Source organism: Nocardioides sp. (genome assembly GCF_036374615.1).
In the GTDB taxonomy this organism is placed as follows: Bacteria; Actinomycetota; Actinomycetes; order Propionibacteriales; family Nocardioidaceae; genus Nocardioides.
The window spans coordinates 19,584-35,735 of sequence record NZ_DASUTK010000037.1; the positions used below are offsets into that span (position 1 = coordinate 19,584).

Annotated in this window: 15 protein-coding genes and 1 tRNA gene; 5 read left to right on the forward strand and 11 right to left on the reverse strand. The window is 70.0% G+C overall.

Annotation, left to right across the window (positions count from 1 at the left end):
• Positions 1-16: 16 nt before the first annotated feature.
• The 3 genes from VFZ39_RS03205 to VFZ39_RS03215 are packed head-to-tail and all read right to left on the reverse strand — an operon-like array spanning position 17 to position 1,948.
• Complete coding sequence (locus VFZ39_RS03205; RefSeq protein WP_330864281.1) at positions 17-484, reverse strand: SRPBCC family protein; 468 nt, start codon at positions 482-484, stop codon at positions 17-19.
• Between the two features lie 21 nt (positions 485-505).
• Positions 506-1,252: an MOSC domain-containing protein gene (locus VFZ39_RS03210; protein WP_330864282.1), complete on the reverse strand. Its 747-nt coding sequence runs from the start codon at positions 1,250-1,252 to the stop codon at positions 506-508.
• Between the two features lie 48 nt (positions 1,253-1,300).
• Positions 1,301-1,948 (reverse strand): DUF4389 domain-containing protein, encoded by a 648-nt coding sequence (locus VFZ39_RS03215; RefSeq protein ID WP_330864283.1) that lies wholly within the window; start codon positions 1,946-1,948, stop codon positions 1,301-1,303.
• Positions 1,949-2,124: 176 nt separating this feature from the next.
• On the opposite strand from VFZ39_RS03215, the gene VFZ39_RS03220 reads away from it, so the two are divergent.
• Entirely contained in the window at positions 2,125-4,620 is a 2,496-nt protein-coding gene (locus VFZ39_RS03220) for a GcvT family protein (RefSeq protein WP_330864284.1), read from the forward strand.
• Between the two features lie 7 nt (positions 4,621-4,627).
• Here VFZ39_RS03220 and VFZ39_RS03225 read toward each other — a convergent pair whose 3' ends face one another.
• Complete coding sequence (locus VFZ39_RS03225) at positions 4,628-5,035, reverse strand: VOC family protein (protein WP_330864285.1); 408 nt, start codon at positions 5,033-5,035, stop codon at positions 4,628-4,630.
• Between the two features lie 782 nt (positions 5,036-5,817).
• Between VFZ39_RS03225 and VFZ39_RS03230 the strand changes: the two genes are divergently transcribed.
• The 3 genes from VFZ39_RS03230 (at position 5,818) to VFZ39_RS03240 (ending at position 7,790) form a co-directional block, all read left to right on the forward strand.
• A tRNA-Arg gene (locus tag VFZ39_RS03230) sits at positions 5,818-5,891 on the forward strand.
• A 119-nt stretch (positions 5,892-6,010) separates the two neighbouring features.
• Positions 6,011-6,424, forward strand: a complete 414-nt coding sequence (locus VFZ39_RS03235) for a Crp/Fnr family transcriptional regulator (RefSeq protein WP_330864286.1) — start codon at positions 6,011-6,013, stop codon at positions 6,422-6,424.
• 646 nt (positions 6,425-7,070) lie between these two features.
• Positions 7,071-7,790: a 4a-hydroxytetrahydrobiopterin dehydratase gene (locus tag VFZ39_RS03240; RefSeq protein WP_330864287.1), complete on the forward strand. Its 720-nt coding sequence runs from the start codon at positions 7,071-7,073 to the stop codon at positions 7,788-7,790.
• A 61-nt stretch (positions 7,791-7,851) separates the two neighbouring features.
• Here the strand turns inward: VFZ39_RS03240 and VFZ39_RS03245 are convergent, their stop codons facing one another.
• The 4 genes from VFZ39_RS03245 to VFZ39_RS03260 form a co-directional block, all read right to left on the reverse strand.
• A complete protein-coding gene (locus VFZ39_RS03245; RefSeq protein WP_330864288.1) occupies positions 7,852-8,841 on the reverse strand; it encodes an endonuclease/exonuclease/phosphatase family protein in 990 nt (329 codons plus the stop codon).
• A 98-nt stretch (positions 8,842-8,939) separates the two neighbouring features.
• Positions 8,940-9,893, reverse strand: coding sequence for a TIGR03557 family F420-dependent LLM class oxidoreductase (locus tag VFZ39_RS03250; RefSeq protein ID WP_330864289.1), 954 nt, complete (start codon positions 9,891-9,893; stop codon positions 8,940-8,942).
• Between the two features lie 54 nt (positions 9,894-9,947).
• Complete coding sequence (locus VFZ39_RS03255; RefSeq protein ID WP_330864290.1) at positions 9,948-10,169, reverse strand: DUF7218 family protein; 222 nt, start codon at positions 10,167-10,169, stop codon at positions 9,948-9,950.
• 69 nt (positions 10,170-10,238) lie between these two features.
• Positions 10,239-11,510 carry a cation:proton antiporter gene (locus tag VFZ39_RS03260; protein ID WP_330864291.1) on the reverse strand — a complete coding sequence of 424 codons (1,272 nt, stop codon included), beginning with the start codon at positions 11,508-11,510 and terminating at the stop codon, positions 10,239-10,241.
• A 142-nt stretch (positions 11,511-11,652) separates the two neighbouring features.
• Here VFZ39_RS03260 and VFZ39_RS03265 point away from each other — a divergent pair, with 142 nt between their 5' ends.
• Complete coding sequence (locus tag VFZ39_RS03265; protein ID WP_330864292.1) at positions 11,653-13,059, forward strand: FAD-dependent oxidoreductase; 1,407 nt, start codon at positions 11,653-11,655, stop codon at positions 13,057-13,059.
• Here VFZ39_RS03265 and VFZ39_RS03270 read toward each other — a convergent pair.
• From VFZ39_RS03270 to VFZ39_RS03280, 3 genes are all read right to left on the reverse strand, one after another.
• Complete coding sequence (locus VFZ39_RS03270; RefSeq protein WP_330864293.1) at positions 13,042-13,725, reverse strand: ABC transporter ATP-binding protein; 684 nt, start codon at positions 13,723-13,725, stop codon at positions 13,042-13,044. The genes VFZ39_RS03265 and VFZ39_RS03270 overlap by 18 nt on opposite strands.
• 2 nt (positions 13,726-13,727) lie before the next feature.
• On the reverse strand, positions 13,728-14,678 hold the full coding sequence (locus VFZ39_RS03275; RefSeq protein ID WP_330864294.1) for an ATP-binding cassette domain-containing protein: 951 nt from the start codon (positions 14,676-14,678) through the stop codon (positions 13,728-13,730).
• The coding region (locus VFZ39_RS03280; RefSeq protein WP_330864295.1) for an FtsX-like permease family protein at positions 14,675-16,152 on the reverse strand (1,478 nt) is incomplete at its 5' end. The genes VFZ39_RS03275 and VFZ39_RS03280, both read right to left, overlap by 4 nt.

Below are 16,152 nucleotides of genomic sequence, written 5' to 3' on the forward strand. Positions count from 1 at the left end.
CGCGAGTCAGGCGCTCTCACACGCCAGAGGGGTCGAACGACGCCCTGAGTGCCTCGATCGTCGTGGTGCGCTCTCTGAGGGCGATCCTGCGGAGGACAGGCGTCGCCAGCCGATAAGAGCCGTACGTGTGCAGGGTGGCGTGATGGCGCACGAGCGTCGTGTCGGCCCCCTCTGACTTCAGCGTGTACCCCGGCCACCCCTCGACCTTGACCCTGCCGCCCCTGGAGCTGTCCCACCAGTGGAAGACCAACGTGTGGGGCGGTTGGAACTCGATGATCTCGCCGGGTGTCGGCCCGAAGGAGGTGGCATCGAGGTACGTCGTCCCGAGGCCCGGCTCGCCGGGCGACGTCTGCTGTGTCCGCCGCAGGATGCTTGCTTTCCGGGGCATCCACGCGCCGTACCCCGTGATGTCGGCGAGGCGCGCGAAAACCTGCGCGATGGGAGCCCGGACGGTGCGCTGCAGCTCGAACTCGACGACACCCATGGCCTCATCATGGGCCTGAGGTCAAGCCTGCTGGGCTCTCTGGTCATCCTGGTCACGTCGAGGGGAGCGCTCGAGCTCGTCACCGACACTGATCGTCCCGGGGGCGACCACCGAGCAGCCGACGGCAAGGTAACCGTCGCGTTCGCGATGGATGGTGCGCAGGATGTCGAGATCCTTGTCGATCCCGTCAGGTTGCGGACGTGTGACCATCACGCACCGCTTGATGCGCGCGCGGACGTCGAGAGTCACCGAACCAAGGTGGATGCGTGAACCGACGAGCGAGTCCTCGTCCGCGCCGTCGACGACGACGTTGGGCCGGAAGCGGCGCCACGGCCACTCGCACATCGTGGCGGTGGACACGACAGACACGTTGGCGCGCCCTGAGTCGTGGAACGCGCCCGTGGCACCGCGAAACGGTTCCCAATCGGCATCGTGCTCGAAGTCCGCCGGGCTCTCGTAGACCCGGTCACCAGGCTGGGCGGCGGAACGCAGGGTGACTGGGTGCCCGAGCCATCTCGACAATGCGTCGTCGCCGGCGGCCACGGATCCGTCCGGCAAGGTGATCGACACGGTGCCGTCGGGTCGCGCGGCAGCGGAGGCGAACAAGAGCTCGGGCCGCCGCCGCGCCGTGAGGCCGAACCCGGTCTCGAGGTCGAACAGCGCGTAGCCCCGGTCACCGAATACCCCGTGCGGCTGCACGTCGACCCGGTCCACCCGCTCGCCCTGCATGGACTTGACCGGGTATCGCCAGATCTCGAGAACGCGCACGTCGCCCACCCTGTCAAACCCCGGCCGACGACGAGACCCGGCCGAGCCTCAGGCGAGAGAGAACGGGGGGTATCGATCGGTGACGAGCAGGAACGCGTACGCCTGGACGCGCAGCCACCAGCGGCTGACGCCGACCACGTAGTCGAACAGGCCCCGCGGATAGCTTCCCGTGATGAGGATCGCGAACCAGGCGATCACGACCGCGAAGAAGGCGCCCACCGACAGGACGATCAGGACGAGGTAGTGCGGGATCGCGAGCAGCCACTTCACCAGGGGGAGCCAGCGGTTCAGATCGCGTTCGACGTCGGGATAGTCGATCTCGAGGCGCACGGCCTGCTCCTCGACCGTGGACGGGTACTCGTCGGTGAGCAGCGCGAAGTAGGCCCCGATCCGAGCGCCGAACCGAGCGAGCTCGAGGGCGAAGTCGAACCACCACCGCGGATAGCGCTGCCGGAACAGGATCATCAGCAACGTCGCCATGAACAGGCCCGCAGCGATCCCGCCAGTGGTGGTGCTGACCACCTGACCGCTCTGGTCGTACACCGTCTCGGTCGCACCTGCCGTGAGGACGCCGTAGACGATCAGGATCGGGATGATCAGCACGATGCGGAACAGCGTCGTCACCCGGTTGTGCTGCTCGGTGTAAGCGACGTCGAGGCGTGCAGCGTAGACGGGTGGCGCGGACGGCGTGCTCATAGGAGTCTCCAGATCAGCCAACGCAGAGCCGGGAACGTCCGGACCCGCTGCTCCATGGTGTCGGCGGCCACCGGCCGGGCGCAACAGTCACGGGTCTCGGGGATCCTGACTCGGCGGGACGGTCGTCACGATGCGTGGCAGGACTCGGTACTCACCGCACCCGATAAGTTCGGCGGGTGGATGCTTCCAGCGGCGCTCGGGTGCCCGACCGTGCACGTGTCGTCGTCATCGGCGGCGGCGTGATCGGGTGCTCGGTGGCCTACCACCTCGCGCACGCCGGCTGGACCGACGTCGTCCTGCTCGAGCGTGACCGCCTCACCTGCGGCACGACCTGGCACGCTGCCGGTCTGATGACCTGCTTCGGGTCGACGTCGGAGACATCCACCGCGATCCGGCTCTACTCACGAGACCTGTACGCGCGACTGGAGGAAGAGACCGGCCAGTCCACCGGCTTCAAACCGGTCGGCCTGATCGAGGCCGCGGCGGACGATGCTCGCCTGGAGGAGTACCGACGGGTCGCGGCGTTCCAGCGTCATCTCGGGCTCGAGGTCGAGGAGATCTCAGCTCGGGAGATGGCCGGGCTCTTCCCCTGGGCCAAGACCGACGACCTGCTCGCCGGCTTCCACGTCCCTGGCGACGGCCGAGTCAATCCCGTCGACCTCACGACCGCGCTGGCCAAAGGCGCCCGCCGGCTCGGGGTGTCGATCAGGGAGGGCATCACGGTCGAGGACGTGCTCACCGAACGCGGACGCGTGACCGGCGTCCGAGTCTCCACCGGCACACCCGGTGACACGGCCGATGTCGCGGCCGAGTACGTCGTCAACTGCACCGGCATGTGGGCACGCGAGCTGGGGGCGAGGAACGGCCTGGTCATCCCCAATCAGGCAGCCGAGCACTACTACCTGATCACCGACACCATCGAGGGCCTCGATCCGGAGGCGCCGGTGTTCGAGGACCCGTCGTCGTACGGCTACTACCGCGAAGAGGGCGGAGGGATGATGGTCGGCCTCTTCGAGCCGAAGGCTGCGCCATGGCGCGTCGAGGGCGTCCCGCGCGACTTCTCCTTTGGCAAGATCCAACCCGACTGGGACCGGATGAGCCCGTTCCTCGAGAGGGCCATGGCCCGAGTCCCGGTCACGCTCGAGGTCGGCGTCCGCACGTTCTTCTGCGGACCCGAGTCGTTCACGCCCGACCTCGCCCCGGCCGTCGGCGAGGCACCCGGGCTACGGAACTACTTCGTGGCCGCAGGCATGAACTCGGTCGGCGTGCTCTCCGCCGGCGGACTGGGCCGGCTGTTGGCCCACTGGATCACCACCGGCAGGCCGGACGTCGACGTCACCGGCTTCAACGTCGATCGGTTCCGTCCGTGGCAGGCCGACGACGCCTACCGCGCCGCCCGCACCGCCGAGATCCTCGGCACCGTGTACGCCGCGCACACCCCGGGCAAGCAGCTGCGCACCGCCCGGAACACGTTGCTCTCGCCGGTCCACGAGAGGCTGGTCGAGCAGGGCGGCTACCTGCGCGAGGTGTCCGGCTGGGAGGGCGCGGACTGGTTCGCCGGACCCGGCGAGACACCGACCGCCGAGCCCACCTGGGGCCGGGCGCCGTGGTTCGCGCAGTGGGAGGCCGAGCACCGCACGATCCGCGAGGGTGTTGGCCTGATGGACATGAGCTTCATGGCGAAGTTCCGGGTGCAGGGTGCAGACGCAGACGCCGTCCTCGACCGAGTGTCCGCGGGTGCCGTGAACGAGAAGCCCGAGACGATCACCTACACCCAATGGCTGGACGAGGACGGTCGGATCCAGGGCGACCTGACGGTCACGAAGCTGGCCGAGAACGACTTCTTCGTGGTCGCCTCCGACACCGCGCACGGGCACACGCTGGCCTGGCTGGCGCACTACGGCGCTGACGCCGACTTCACAGTCAACGACGTCACCTCCGACTACGGTCAGCTCAACGTCCAGGGGCCGCGGTCACGCGAGCTGCTCACCGACCTGACCGACGCAGACCTGACGACGGAGGTCTTCCCGTTCCGGACCGCACGCTGGATCGAGGTGGCCGGCGTGCAGGTGTTGTGCGTCCGGATCACCTACCTCGGAGAGCTCGGCTACGAGCTCTACATCCCGGCCGCCGACACGCTGCACGTGTACGACGCGCTGCAGGCCGCCGGCCCGGCGTACGGTCTGAAGCCGGTCGGACTCAAGGCGCTGGCCTCGCTGCGGATGGAGAAGGCGTACCGCGACTTCGGCCACGACATCGACAACACCGACTGCCCGCTCGAGGCCGGGCTCGGCTTCGCGCTCGCCCTGGACAAGCCCGGCGGGTTCATCGGACGCGACGCGGTGCTGGCGCGCAAGGCCGCCAATGCCGAGGCGGGCGGGATGAGCCAGCGGATCGTGCAGATCCGCGTCCTCGACCCTGAGCCGCTGCTCCACCACGCGGAGGTCCTGCACCGCGATGGCGTGGTGGTCGGCTACGTGCGCGCGGGCTCCTACGGCTGGACGCTCGGCGGTGCCGTCGGCCTGGCGATGGTGTCCGGTGGTGAAGTGCCGGTCACGCCAGACTGGCTCTCCTCGGGTTCGTGGGAGGTCGACATCGCCGGCACCCGGCACCCCGTCGAGGTGTCGCTCCGCCCGATGTACGACCCGACCTCGGCGCGCATCAAGGTCTGACGCCGGATCACTCTCCGAGCTTGAACCGCCGCGGCTTCGCCGAGCCCTGCTCGGCCTTGCTGCGCTCGATGCAGAACTCGTTGCCCTCAGGGTCAGCCAGCGTCACCCAGCCGCTTCCGTCCTCCTTGCGGAAGTCGCCGATCAGCGTGGCTCCGTTGGCCAGTGCCAGCTCGACGGCCTCATCGCGGGTCATCCCCTCGGGTTGGAGGTCGAGGTGGACCCGATTCTTCGCGGTCTTGCTTTCCGGCACTGGGATGAAGAGCAACCCCGTGCCGTCGTGCGGGAAGGTGGGCGCGACGACTACCTCGGGATCGTCGTCGTACCACAGATGCCAGCCGGTCAGGGTCGACCAGAACCCAGCGAGGGCCCGGGCGTCGCCGCAGTCGAAGGTGACGTGGTTGATGTGCATGCCCATGAGTCGCGATGTTCTCACCTGAGTTTCTGCGAGGCCGCTTCGGCGTCCGCTCATCTGTGTTCGAGACCCGAGAAACAGAGCACGTGCTTCACTGTTCGGCCATGACCGACGAGGAGCTCGTCGAACACTGGCGAACCATGTACCGGGCGCCCGCCGAGGGCTGGGACTTCTCCGAGTTCGATGGCCGCGTGATCGACGAGTCACCACCGTGGAGCTACCGAGATCTGGCAAGCGATGCTCTCCGATCGTCGAAGTCGGCGCTGGACCGGAGGCGGCGAGTTCCTGCAGGAGCTGAGGAGCGTCCTCCCGGCCGACGGGCACGCCACCGAGGGATGGCCGCCCAACATCCCCGTTGCGCGGGCCGCACTCGAGTCCCTCGGAATCCCGGTCGCCGACTACGACGCCGAGCGAGGCGATGCTCTCCCGTACCCGGACGGGCGGTTGGTTCGAGTCGTCCAGTCACGCCACGAGGCGTACGCCGCCGCAGAGGTGTTCCGGGTCCTCAAGCCAGGTGGACTGTTCCTCACCCAGCAGGTGGATGGTCGCAATCTCGCTGATCTCGCTGCGTGGTTCGGTGGCGAACCTGCGTACCCCGACGTGACGCTGACAGCGTTCCGCCGCGAGGCCGAGGTTCGACCAGTACGCCGAGCACCTGCTGGCCTTGCACCGAGCTCCGGAGCCCCTCGCATTCACAGAGGCTCGCTTCCTGCTGGTGTGCGAGAAGCCATGAGCCACAATGCTCGGCGAAAACGGTGTCGCGGCATACTGCGTGTCTGAGTCCTGCCCCCGTAGCTCAGCTGGATAGAGCAGCGGCCTTCTAATCCGCGGGTCCCAGGTTCGAATCCTGGCGGGGGCGCCTAGTTCTAGGAGCGGCGACCAGCGTACGCACTGGACCGTGCCCTAGTACAGACGTAGATTGACGGGAGCGACAGGGTTCGTACTACGAGATGCGGGGCACAGGGGGAGGCTCTGCTGATGGCTGACGTGGATGTTGTCGAGGTACTGCGAGACACCGACTTGTTCGCCGAGGTGGGCAACAGGGGACTCAAGACCATCGCCAGGCACGCGAAGGTGGTCGAGCACGCCGCCGGCGCGGAGATCGCGCAGGAGGGCGGCGGCGCCGCCGGGTTCCACGTCATCGTGGAGGGCACGGCGTCGGTGAACGTGCACGATCGGGAACGCCCCGAACTCGGGCCGGGGGACTACTTCGGTGAGATCGCACTCATCGACGGCAAACCACGCTCGGCCACCATCGTCGCGACCAGCCCGTTGACCACCGTTGCGCTGGTCAGCTGGGACTTCCGCCCGATTCTCAACGATGAGCCCGGTGTGGCCCTCGGGCTGCTCAAGGTGATGTGCGCACGGTTGCGGGCCGCAGAGGCCGGCTGACCTGGGTGCTGCGACGCACCGGGCGACGGCGCGTCAGACATGCAGAAGTCCGGCGCAGAGAACAGCCCAAGCGTGCGCCAGCGCTGGATCGTTGAGTTCTGCATGTTCGACGCGCCGCGCTCGGGACGGCAGGCGGCTCGCTGTCTCCCCGGGTTTCGGTCCAGGCTCGGTCAGGAGTAGCGGTGGCTCTTGGCTGCGTGACCCCGTTCGCGGGTGCAGGTCCGCCCGCTGATGGCCCGATGGCCACACAGGGCCACCTCGAGCTCGGCGTCGAGGTCGGCGGTCACGGGCGCGGGCTGGGATGTCGGTTCTGGGCCTTGCCTCGACGGCGCGCTCTGAGGCTGTGCGGCAGAACGGGCCACTGCTCGCTCGTAGCGAGCCTCGCGCAATGCACGCAGGTCATCCATCTTGCTCATCGGCGCTCCACCCTCCGACCCTAGCGGGGCAGTTGGACAGCTCCCGGCAGGCGCTCCGGATCGTGTCACCCGGGTCACGACCCACGCACCGGACACGAGGCGGAGCACTGATTCCGTCGGTGCGGGCGGCTATGCCCCTTCGTTCGATTGCTTGACGTCAAGCAAGCGCGCGCAGGGCGGCAGACGTTGCGCAAGTGATGCGGGCTGATTCAGGGATAGGGTCCCCGTCCATGGACATGCTGAAGGGCGAACAGATCGCCGAGGCGAACCTGACCGACTGGCGCAAGCTGGCACAGGGACTGCATGCGCGTTACGTGATCGACGACTTCGGCACCGGCGCGCGGTTCGTCGCCGCGGTGGGCGAGGCGGGCGACGCGGTCGGCCACCACCCGCGCGTATCCATGGGCAAGGGGTACGTCGACTTCAAGCTGGTCAGCGACGACGCCATCTACCGCGACGCCGAAGGCACCGAATACGTTGTCGAATGGGTGACCCAGCAGGATGTCGACCTCGCGCGACGGATCACCGAGATCGCCGCCGACCACCAGGTCGACGCCGACCCGGCCTCGGTCAGCGACATCGAGCTCGGCCTCGACACGGCGCGCTCCGCAACCATCGCCCCGGTGTGGGCGGCCCTGCTGACGGGGAGCGCCGATGCCCAGGGCCGCGGGACGCCCAGCGACGAGATCCGAGACGCCACGGGTCGCGTGCCGAACCTGTGGTTCGGGGACGCCGACGAGCACGAGGCCTCGGGTCAGCGGTTCCACATCGAGGTCTATGTGGCGCCCGAGGCGGCCGAGCAACGGATCGCCGCTGCCGTCGCCGCGGGTGGGACCGTCGTCGATGACAGCGACGCACCCTCGCTCACCGTGATCGCCGACCAGGACGGCAACAAGGGGATCGTCTGCGTCGACACGTCGGCTGCGACGAAGGATCGAACCGTCGACTGAGGCACCTTGTCAGCGTTGCCAGCGCACGTGACGGTCACGTGACCCGACCGGGGACATCCCGTCAGTCGTCCTCGGTGACGATCACGCCGATCGGGAAGTGGTCGGAGAAGCCGTCCTCGTCCACCGGATCGCCCATGCCGCCGAACGGGACCGGCTTGGGGTAGTCCCCGGACGCCGTCATGCCCGGGAACCGGAGGATCTCGACCGTCTCGGGCCGGACCCGGATCGGTGAGGCGTCGTCGGCCAGGTTCCGGTTGACGAGGAACTGGTCGAGGACGTTCGGCTCGTTGTTGAAGTAGAACGTGCCGTCGGGCGTTCCGGCGATCGGCCACGACAGGTTCCAGAGCCGCGGGGTGGTGGCGTTGAGCAACCGGTTGCGTTGTCGGACCCCCACCGCGTGGATGACGAGCGAGGTGTCGAACGGCTCGTCGTTGAAGTCACCCATCGCCAGCATGGGAGTCTCCGGGCCGTGCACCTCGAGCACCCGCTCGTGGAAGTAGCCCAACGTCTCACCGGCGATGTGGCGGTATCCCGCGGACTCGTGCTGACCGCCGCTGCGCGAGGGCCAGTGGTTCCCGAAGACTGCCCAGGTGCGGCCGCCGAGGACCGTCCTGAGGTTGACCTGGACGATCTCGCGGGTGGCGTTGCGCCGCATCACGACGTGGAAGAACGTCTCGTCGGGCGGGAGCTCGAAGCGCGTGCCGTCGTACAGGAAGGCCACGTCGATGCCGCGGGCGTCATCGGTGTCCGCATGGGCGATCGTGTAGCTGCGCCCCGGGATCCGGGCTTCGATCTCGGCGACCAGCAACTCCAGGACGAACCTGTTCTCGACCTCGCACACGCCGAGCAGGTCGGGGCCCGCGCCGCCGTTCATCTGCGCGATGACCGACGCGAGCTGCTGTGCCTTGCGGTCGCGCAGCTCCGGCGTCCAGCCCGCGATGTCGTTCCCGATCGCCCGCAGCACCTTCTCGGACCTCCGGCTGGGCGGCGCGTTCTCCTCGTCGAACAGGTTCTCGAGGTTCCACCACGCCACGTAGTGATCCACCGGCATCGGGTCACGCTCCCTCCGGGCTCTCCCCCAAGGAACACGATGGCCGACCGCTGATACTTCCTCAAACCCGCTGACCGGGCAGTTGTGCCCGGTCAGGTTCAGAGACTGCGCAGCTCGGGCAGCACGTCCTTGCCGAACATCGCGATCATGTCGAGGTAGTGCGGTCCCATGTTGGCGACGTACACCTCGTCGTAGCCGAGGTCGACGTACTCGCGGACGGCGTCGAGATGGACCTGCGGGTCCGGTCCCGCGGGGACGCTCGAGGCGGTGGACTCGCGCGTGACGAGCTGGGACGCCTGCTCGAAGTGCTGAGGTGACGGGAGCACCTGGGCGAGCTCCCCGGGGAGACCGGCATTGGCCCAGATCCGGTGGGCGTGGTCCACGCCTTCCTCCTCGGTCGGCGCGTATGCGATCTTGGTGCCGGCCATGGTCGGCTTGCCGCCGGACTCACGCCTGAACTGGTCGAGCAGGTCGGCGTCGGTCTTGGTGGAGATGTAGCCGTCGCCGATCCGGGCCGCCAGCGACGTGGCCTTCGGCCCGAAGCCGGACACGTAGACCGGCGGCGGCTGGTCGGGAAGGGTGTAGATGCGGGCAGTGTCGACCGAGTAGTGACGGCCCGAGCGGGTCACGACGTCGCCCGTCCACAGCTCGCGCATGACCTCCACCGCCTCCTCGAGCATCTCCAGCCGGGTCTCCGCCGAGGGCCAGACATCTCCGAGCACGTGCTCGTTGAGCGCCTCACCGGAGCCAACGCCCAGCACGAACCGGCCCTCGAGCTGGACGGCGGCGGTCGCAGCGGCGTGCGCCACGATCGCCGGGTGCGTCCGGACGGTCGGACACGTGACCGCGGTGGTCACCGGCAGCCGGCAGGCCTGTGACAGCGCACCGATCACACCCCACACGAAGGGGCTCTGGCCCTGCTCGTCGTTCCAGGGGTGGAAGTGGTCGCTGATCCACAGCGCGTCGAAGCCCGCCTCCTCGGCGGCCACGGCCTGTTCGACCAGCTGCGCCGGGGTGTACTCCTCACAGGACAGGAAGTAGCCGATCCGCATGGTCGCGCCGTACCCAGCCGCGGCCGGCTCACACCCGGCCGCGGTCGGGTCGGCTCAGGACTTGCTCGACGCCTTGCCGCCCTTGCGGCCGGCCTTCTTCTTCTGCGCGGTGGTCCCGCCCTGCAAGGAGTCGCCACCGCTGCCGCTCTGCTTGCCGCCGCGCTTCGAGGCGCCAGGCGAGTTGGCGATCTTGGCGGCCCGCTCCTTCGACATGCCCTTGTCCTTCAGGGCTTCGTACTGCTTCTCGTTCTTGACGTTCGCGGACTTGCTCGGCATCTCTACCTCCTCCGGGTCGACGTGCCGTTTTCGTACCCACGCCGGCTCCGCGTCATGCTCGTCGACCCGTCAGCGCGACAGCCGGGCCATGACCGGCGTGGCGAGGACTCCGTGGAGCACCACCGAGCCCACCACGGTGAAGGCGACGGTCGACCACAACCAGTCCGAGGCCACGTCCGGAGCGTGCCCACCCGCGTACGCGAGGTAGTAGATCGACCCGACCCCGCGCACCCCGAAGAACGCCATCGCCCACCGCTCCTGCGGTGTGGCACCTCCGACCTCCTCGTCCGGACGCGGCCAGGCTGCCAGCGCCGCCCACCCCGCCAGCGGGCGCAGGACGAGCAGCAGCGCTGTCCCGATCAGGGCCCCGCGCCAGTCCAGCGCGTCGAGGATGCCGCGACTCAGCGCGATGCCGAGCACCAGCAGGACGAGCAGGGTGAGCAGGCGCTCGAGCCGCTCCACGACCTCGTGCATGGCGGCGTGGTAGTCGTGGCGGCGCTCGGCGGACCGGAACGTCATGGCGCATGCGAACACCGACAGGAAGCCGTAGCCACCTGCCACCTCCCCCAGTCCGTACGCCGTGACCAGGGCTGCGACTGCGAGGAGGGACTCACCGCGCTCTGCGACCCGGAGAGCTCGGCTGCGAGAGCGGAACGCGAGTCTCGCCAGCAGCCAGCCGGAGGCGATGCCCACGGCGACACCGACGGCGACCTTCCCGACCAGGTAGATGCTGACCCACTCCAGCCACCAACCGGTCACTGACCCGGTGGTAGCGGTCAGGATCGCCGCGTAGACGAACGGGAACGCCAGCCCGTCGTTGATCCCCGCTTCCGAGGTCAAGGTGAAACGCACCTCGTCGGTCTCCCTCACCTCGTGGTCGTCCGTCTGCGGTCCAGCCACCTGCACGTCCGACGCCAGGACCGGGTCGGTCGGGGCGAGCACCGCCCCGAGGAGCAGTGCCGCGGCGGGCGCGAGCCCGGCCCACCACCCGAGCAGGGCGGTGCCCGCGATGCAGCACGGCATCGTGATCGCCAGCAGTCGCCAGGTGGGCGACCACGCTCGCCACGAGCTCCACCGTCGCGGTTCGAGCGGCCGGTCGAGGGCGAGACCGACCCCCATCAGTGCCACCAGGACGGTGAGCTCCGTGACGTGCTCGATGACCGCGCGATTGTCCTGCGGATCGAGCGGGAGGCCGTCGGGCAGCGGCGTCAGGCCGATCAGGACGCCCACGGCCACCAGAACCATCGGTGTGGAGATGGCCCACCGACCGAGCAGCTCAGGCACCACGACAGCCACCAGCAGCGCACCACCGGCGACGAGGTACACGAGATCGGCGGTCACGGCTGGGCCCTGGCCCCCGCCGCGCCGGAGCCGGCACGTGGCAGCGACCGGCTCATTCCTCTTCGTACCCGCTGACAGCCGAGCCAACCGCAGAGCGCGTCCCGGGCACGTGTGCCCCCACACCGAGCGGGTACGACGGGCGATGACCACCAGCCTGTGGCACGACCGTGCCCCGCTCCGTCGCTACACAGACCTCGACACGGCGGCCGGCTCCGACAGCTTCGACGACGTCGTCGTCGGTGCGGGGCTCACCGGCCTGACGACCGGCCTGCTGCTCGCCCGGGCCGGCCGGCGGGTCGTGGTTCTCGAGGCGCGCGAACGCAGTGCCGTCACGACCGGGAGGTCGACGGCCAAGGTCTCGCTCCTGCAGGGCACCAAGCTGTCGAGGATGAGGCGTCACCACTCCCAGCGGCTGGTCTCGGCCTACGTGGAGGGCAACCGCGAGGGGCAGGCCTGGTTGCTCCGCTTCTGCGAGGACCACGGCGTCGCCGTGCAGCACCGGCCCGCCGTCACCTACGCGGCCACGGCCGATCAGGAGGACGCCGCCCGCGCCGAGCTCGACGTGGCCGCGGAGAGCGGGCTGGCAGTGCGATGGGAGCAACGCTTCGACGTCCCCATCCCCCACGTCGGCGGCACCGTGCTCGACGACCAGGCGCAGCTCGATCCGGTCGAGCTGGTGGAGGCGCTGACCACGGAGCTCCGGGAACAGGGAGGCCTGCTCCACGAGGGCCAACGGGTGACCACCGTCTCCCAGGACGGTCGTGAGGTCGTGCTCGACGACGGGCGGCGGCTGCGAGCCGCGCAGGTCGTCCTGGCCACCGGCATGTCGATCCTCGACCGCGGGCTGGTCTTCGCCAAGGTCGAGCCGCAGCGGTCCTACGTCGTCACGTTCAGCGGTGTGCGGCCACCGCACGAGATGATGCTCTCGGCCGGCAGCCCCGGTCGCAGCCTGCGGTCCGTCGAACGCGACGACGGCTCGCTCCTCATGGTGGGCGGCGCGGGCCACACCGTGGGACGGACCCGGTCCGAGCGTCAGCACCTCGACTCCCTGCGGACGTGGACGGCCGAGTACTTCCCGGGTGCCGCCGAGACGCATGCCTGGTCGGCCCAGGACTACGGGGCCCCCGACGGCGTGCCGTACGTCGGCCCGCTGCCCCGAGGACGGGGGCGGGTCTTCGTCGCGACCGGCTTCGACAAGTGGGGCTTCACCAACGCGATCGCCGCCGCGCTGAGCATCAGTGCCGAGATCCTCGGCGGCGAGCCGCCCACATGGCAGAAGCCGCTCCGGCACCGCCTCACCGGGCCTCGGCAGGCGTTCGGCATCACCGAGCTCAACGCTCGCGTGGGGCTGGCCGCCTGCATCTCCCTTCCGGGCGTGGTGAACCGGCCGATCTGCACGCACCTCGGCGGCGTGCTGCGACGCAACGACGCCGAGGGGACCTGGGACTGCCCCCTGCACGGCTCCCGGTTCGCCGACGACGGTGCCGTGCTCGAGGGTCCGGCCACCCGGCCGTTCTCGAAGCGCGGGCCGTCAGCGCGCGGCGGCTGACGCTCCCGTGAGCATCCCGTCGGCGAGGTGCACGACGGCGTCGGCGACAGCCTCGACCGACGGGTCGTGCGTGGCGACGATCGCGGTCGCGCCCTGCTCGCTGACCAGCTGCCGCAGCAGCTGCATCACCGCGGCACCCGTCTCCGAGTCGAGCTGGCCGGTGGGCTCGTCGGCGAGCAGCACCCGGGGCCGGTTGGCGAGAGCACGCGCGATCGCGACCCGCTGCTGCTGCCCGCCCGACAGCTCGTCGGGCCGCTGGCGTGCGTGACCGGCCAGCCCGACCCGCTCCAGCAGCTCGGCGACCACGGCGTCCCGTTGCTTCGGGTCCACCCTCGCGATCCGGAGCGGGAGCCCGACGTTCTCCTCGGCGCTGAGCAGCGGCAGCAGCGCGAAGTCCTGGTAGATCACGCCCAACCGGTCGCGCCGCAGCCCGATCAGCTGCGGTTCGGCCGCCGCCGTCACGTCGAGGCCGTCCACCTCGATCGTGCCGCTGTCCGCACTCAGCAGGCCGGCGATCAGGTTCATGATCGTCGTCTTGCCCGATCCGGAGCGACCCGTCAGCGCGAGCATCTGCCCCTCCGGCACCTCGAGGTCGGCGCCTCGCAGGGCGTGGACGTCGGCACCCCCGTGCCGGTAGGTCTTGTGGACGCCTCGCAACGAGATCATGCTCATGCCTCCTCGACCCCGGCGAGTCCGCCGCGGTGCCGCCCGGCCGGCGCGACATCCGGCACTGCGAGAGGCTGCGCCTCCTCCGGCCAGATCTGGATGTGGTCGTCAGCCAGCTCGAGACGAACCCGCTGCCGCAGCCCGAGCGCGGACACGAAGTCGGCAGGAAGCTGCAGCCGGCCGGCGCGGTCTAGCACTGCGAACTCCTCGGCGACGATGTGCTCCCCGTCGACTCCCGGAGTGCGTCGCAGAGTCTCCGAGGCGGTGCGGCCGTCGCGGATGGCCACGGTGCGTCGTACCTCCGCGGTCACGGTCGGGTCGTGCGTCACGACCACGACGGTCGTGCCGTTGGTCTCGTTCATCCGCTGCAGCGCGCCGTACACCTCGTGCGACTCGGCGGTGTCGAGCTCGCCGGTCGGCTCGTCGCAGAACAGGACCTGCGGCTCGTTCGCCATCGCGACCGCGATCGCGAGCCGCTGCTGCTGCCCACCGGACATCTGTGACGGACGGCGGTCGGCGGTGTCCTCGATGTGCAGCTGCTCGAGCAGCCCCTCGCTGCGCTCGCGGCGCTCCACCCGCCCGCGGCCGGCCAGCCGTTGCGGCAGGTCGACGTTCTCCACCGCGGAGAGGTAGGGCACGAGGTTGTCGGTGGACCTCTGCCACACGAAGCCGCAGGTCCGCAGCCGGTACTGCCGCCGCTCCGCGCGGCGCATCGCGAGCAGGTCGTGGCCGGCGACGAGCGCGCGGCCCGCGCTGGGGCTGTCGAGGCCGGAGAGGATGTTGAGCAGCGTCGACTTCCCACTGCCGGACGCGCCCACGATGGCGACCAGCTCGCCACTGCCGACGTGCAGGTCGAGGCCCTGCAGCGCCACCACCTCGACGCCCTTCCGCTTGTAGATCCGCACCAGCCCCTCGCACAGGATCTGGGTGCGGTCGATCACCGCAGTCGTCATCTTCTTCCCTTCTCACGTTCCTCGAGCGCGACCTCGCCCTGCGGTGCACGACGCCCGGCGACGATGGCCGCCAGCACCACCAGCGCGACCAACCCGCCCGCGACGGCCCCGGTCATCACCGGTCCCGGCCGGACCGGGAGCGAGGCCAGCGTCTCGGTGAGCGACGCCAGGGCGAGCCCCCGACCGGCCACCAGGGTCAGCACGACACCGCACGCTGCCGCTGCCAGGCACGCGGCAGCGACCACCGGCACCAGGCCCAGCACTGCCGTCCGCCGTGCCTGGCGCGGGTCGGCACCGATCACCCGGAGCAGCGTCGACGTCCGGCGGCGCGTCGGCGTACCGAGCGCGACCACTAGCACGACGGCGAACACAGCGACCAGCGCGGCAGCGGCAGAGACGGCCCGGAGCACCGCGATCGTGCGCTCGACCACCGGCTGGTCCAGCTGCGTGTCGACGACGTCCGTCCGGGACCGGACCACGGCGTCCGGCGCGCGGTCCCGCACGATCGAGGCGACCTCGTCGACGTCGGGGTGCCCGGTGATCAGGAGCACGTCGTAGGTCTCGAGCGTCCGGTCGACCGCTGCCGCCAACGCGGCCAGGTCGACGGCCACGAACGGCTCACCGGTCGTCACCCCCGGGATCCGTTCGAGGCGACCCGTGACCCGCATCGGCACCGTCGACTGGGCGTACCGCAGCTCCGTCCCGTCGTCGTCCAGGGGGAGGTCCGGTGACGCGAGTGCGCGCAGCTCGCCGTCCTCGGCGCTCGGCACGTGGACCTGCAGCGGTCCGCCCGCCCCGGCACGGGCGAGCAGCTCCGGGTCCACGCCGATCAGCCGGACGCCTTCGATCCCGGCACGGGTCTGGACCGAGATGCTGTCGGCCGAGAAGACCGCTGCCACGGACTCGACTCCGTCGACGTCCGTGACCTGCTCGACGATCTCGTTGTTCACGCCCTCGGCGAGGACGACCACGTCTCCTCCGACCTGCTCCCAGCCGGTGCGCTCGGCGTTGGCACGCAGCGTGTCGTCGATCGCCACCCCGAGCACCGCCGACGACACCGCCAGGACGACCGCGACGCAGGCGACCACGACCTGTTGGCTCAAGGTGACGGTCTGGCTCAGTCCCACGATCGAGGCGACCTGCCGGCTGCCCCTGGTGGCGCGTCGCAGCTGCGCGACGACCAGCTGGAGCAGCCGCATCACGAGCACGGCGCCGGCCGCACCGACCAGCGGCGCCATCACCAGCGTCAGCGGGTCGAGCGGATCGAGCACCTCGCGCCTCAGCGACACGGCGACGACCGTGACCGCGAGCGTCACCAGCACCAGCTGCACGGCATCGCGGATCACGCCGCGGAACCGGTCGCCACCGAGCCCGCGCGGGACCGTCTGCGCCGTCGTCACCAGAAGCGCGCAGACCAGCGTCGCGCCGCTGGCCGCGACCAGGTCCTCCGTCTCGGGCCTCCCGCCGGCAAGAA